This window comes from Nonomuraea sp. SBT364 (assembly GCF_001083785.1).
In the GTDB taxonomy this organism is placed as follows: Bacteria; Actinomycetota; Actinomycetes; order Streptosporangiales; family Streptosporangiaceae; genus Nonomuraea.
The window spans coordinates 1-3338 of record NZ_LAVL01000313.1 but is presented as its reverse complement, the minus strand read 5'-3'; the positions used below and the strand labels follow the sequence as shown (position 1 = coordinate 3338).

Sequence of the window (3338 nt, the reverse complement as noted above, 5' to 3'; positions counted from 1 at the left end):
CTCCCGGCCCCCGCACTCCCGGCCCCCGGACCTCCGGAACCCGGACCGCCGGAACCCGGGCCGCCGGAACCCGGGCCGCCGGAACCCGGGCCTCCGGCCCCCGGGCCAGCGGCGCCGGGGCCGGGGGCGTCGGGGGTGCGGCCGGGCGTGCTGGAGACGCCGCCTGTGTCGGCCCGCCGGCCGACTGGTTCGTTCCTGGCCGCCGACCGGGCCCCGACCACGGCCGAGACCGCCGAAGGGACCCCCAGCAGCAGGAACGTGATCCCCCAGATGCCGGTAGTCGACGCCGTCTGCAGCACGGGCAGCACCTCGGCCTGCGTGTACGCCAGACTCCACCACGCCCCGTGCGGCATCACCAGCGAGATCACGTACTCCATGACCACCCACGCGGCCGGCACCACGACCGCACCGGACAGCGGCCGCCCGCGCAGCAGCAGGAACCGGTGCCCCACGACCGCCAGCCCGAACACCAGCGCCGCCGCCAGCTGACTGACCGCGATGATGAGCAGCGGCAGCTCGATGACGTTCAGGAAGTACGGCCAGAGGGCCGCCTGCCCCGCCGCCCACGTGAACGTCCCGGCCCCGAACGCCGCCCAGCCCTTGACCCTCGACGCCACCAGGAGCACGGGCAGCGGCGCGAGCCAGGTCACCCACGGGACCGGATCCAGCCCGGTGCCCAGATGGAACAGTGCCGCCGACAGTGCGGCGGCGGCGATTGCCTGCCAAATCTTCATGTCGGCGATCCTCCGCCGTGCGGCCCCTCGAAATCGTCGCCCCTGAGACCGATCCCCGGCGTCCCTCCCACGACCTACACCCACCCCACCTCCCCCACCGATCGGCGCCCCCGGCGGTGTGCCCCCGAGAGAGCAGTGCTGGGGGCACCTTCCCCACGAGCGGTGTGTTCGCGAGCGATGCACGCCCTGAGAGTTCTTTGGGATCAGGCGAAGCCATGGGTGCCCTCTGGTGGGGCATCCTCCCGAACGGTGTCCCATCGAGCGGCGTGCGCCCGGAGGGCATCCCTGAGCGGCGGCCATACGAGCGGGCGGGACCGTCCACTGCTCTCCGTGGGCCGGGATCTCGACGCGAGCGTTCGTCCCTGAGACCAGATCGCGCCGCTGGCAGGGCGCCCAGGCCCCGACCCATCGCTGGTCGGGTGGTCTGATGCCGATCGTGGCGCTGGCAGGGAGGGCAGGGGCCGGGCGCATCGCTGGTGGGCCGGTCAGGTGCCGGCCGTGTCGGTGGTGGGGGAGGCACGGGCAGCCGAACCGGTGGCGAGGGGTGGTCAACCGTCGGCCGTAGCGGGCGGTTGGGGGTCAGTCGCCGGCGGTGACGAGGCCGGATTCGTAGGCGAAGACGACGGCCTGGACGCGGTCGCGGAGCCCGAGCTTGGTGAGGATGCGGCTGACGTGGGTCTTGACCGTGTGCTCGCTGACGACGAGCTGGGCGGCGATCTCGGCGTTGGAGCTGCCCCGTGCGACCAGGCGGAGGGTTTCGGCCTCGCGTTCGGTCAGGCGGTCGAGGCGGGCGGCGAGCCGGGGGGCGACGCCGTGGCCGGGGCGTCTGACCAGGTCTTCGACGATGCGCCGGGTGACGGCCGGGGCCAGCAGGGACTCCCCGGAGGCGACCACCCGGACGGCGTGGGCCAGCTCGTCGCGGCGGATGTCCTTGAGGATGAAGCCGCTCGCGCCCGCCCGGAGCGCGCCGTACACGTACTCGTCGAGGTCGAACATCGTCAGGACGAGCACCTTGGCGGAGGTCGTCGCGCAGATGCGTTCTGTGGCCTCGACGCCGCCCATGCCGGGCATCTGGATGTCCATCAGGACCACGTCGGGCGACAGGTCGGCGGCGGCGGCGATGGCCGAGGCGCCGTCGCCCGCCTCGCCGACCACGGTGATGTCGGGCTGGGCGTCGAGGATCATGGCGAAGCCCGCCCGGAACAGGTCCTGGTCGTCGACGATGAGCACACGCAGCACGACGTCATCCAACCGGAAGGTGGGCGGTGACGACGAACCCGTGTGCGCCCGGGCCCGCTTCGAAGGTGCCGCCACAGGCCGCGACCCTCTCCCGCATGCCCGCCAGCCCGTGCCCGCCCGTCCGGTGAGGGATGCCCGGACCGGCTCGGCCGGGGACGGGTGTGCTTGCGGGGGCCGGGGTGGTGGCGGTTTCGGTGATCTGCAGGGTGAGGGTGGTGGGTTGCCAGGAGAGGTGCACGGTGACGGCGTCGGCGGGGGAGTGGCGGAGGACGTTGGTGAGGGCTTCCTGGGTGACGCGGTAGATGGTCACGCCGGTTTCGGACGGCACCGGGCGGGGGGTGCCGGTGTGCTCGAGGCGGACGTGGAGGCCGGCGTCGGAGATGCGCTCCACGAGTTGGCCGAGAGCGTCGACGCCGGGTGAGCCGTCGGTGGCGCGGAGGGTGGTGAGGAGGCCGCGCAGTTGGACGAGGGCGCCTCGGCCGATGTCGCCGATCGCGTTGAAGGCGCCTTCGGCGCGGGCGGGGTCGGATCTGAGGACGACCGGGCCCGCTTCGGCCTGGACCACCATGAGGCCGACCGAGTGGGTGACGATGTCGTGCACGTCGCGGGCGATGCGGGTGCGTTCGTGGGCGGCGGCGACACCGCGCTCGTGGGCCAGCCTGCGGGTGCGCTCGGCCAGCTCGGAGGCGTGGGCGCGGCGGGCTCTTGCGCCGACGCCGAGCGCGTAGGCGGCCACCAGCACGGTGGCCATGTAGCGCCAGGTCTCCGGCTGCTCGTTGGGCAGCGCGAGCGACAGGGTGGCCGTGACGGCGATGACCGGGATGGACACCAGCCGTTTCATCTTGTCGTCCAGCGAGGCCACGGTGTAGACGGACACCAGGGGGCCGTAGGGGAGCAGTGGTTTGACCCAGAGCACCAGCACGCACATGGCGAGGGCGACGACGAGGCCGGTCCACATCGGGGCGGCGCGTCGCCAGTAGAGGGGCACGGAGGCGAGCAGGGCCAGCAGGATCAGCCACCAGTCGCCGGGGGACGGCAGCAGCAAGGGCACCACGGTGGCCGCCGTGACGACGGCGGTGATGATCAGATCCACCCGGCGTGGCGGGAGAGCGCGTAGCCAGGTCGGTACCAGGGTGTCCACGCTGGGAGTTTACGAACAGGGCCGAAGTGGCGCGTCAGTCCTGGGGTTGACATCGCATGTCAGCCGGGAGGGTGACGTGCGCGGAGAAACGACCTTGGACGCTGTGTTCCGCGCTAGGGTTCTGGGCGACTTGGTCCCATCCGTCACAGGAGACTCATGCAGCCGCTGCGTCCTGACGATCCCACCTCCGTCGGGCCGTACCGGCTGGCGGGGCGGTTGGGGGC

General features: G+C 72.7%; 3 protein-coding genes. All 3 read right to left on the bottom strand.

What is annotated here, in order from left to right; translation table 11 throughout:
• On the bottom strand, window positions 1-734 hold a 734-nt coding region (locus tag ADY59_RS52175), incomplete at its 3' end, for a hypothetical protein (RefSeq protein WP_049577723.1).
• Window positions 735-1313: 579 nt separating this feature from the next.
• On the bottom strand, window positions 1314-1973 hold the full coding sequence (locus ADY59_RS46860; RefSeq protein ID WP_082310928.1) for a response regulator: 660 nt from the start codon (window positions 1971-1973) through the stop codon (window positions 1314-1316).
• A 4-nt stretch (window positions 1974-1977) separates the two neighbouring features.
• Entirely contained in the window at window positions 1978-3114 is a 1137-nt protein-coding gene (locus tag ADY59_RS46855) for a sensor histidine kinase (protein ID WP_049577720.1), read from the bottom strand.
• Window positions 3115-3338: the final 224 nt, after the last annotated feature.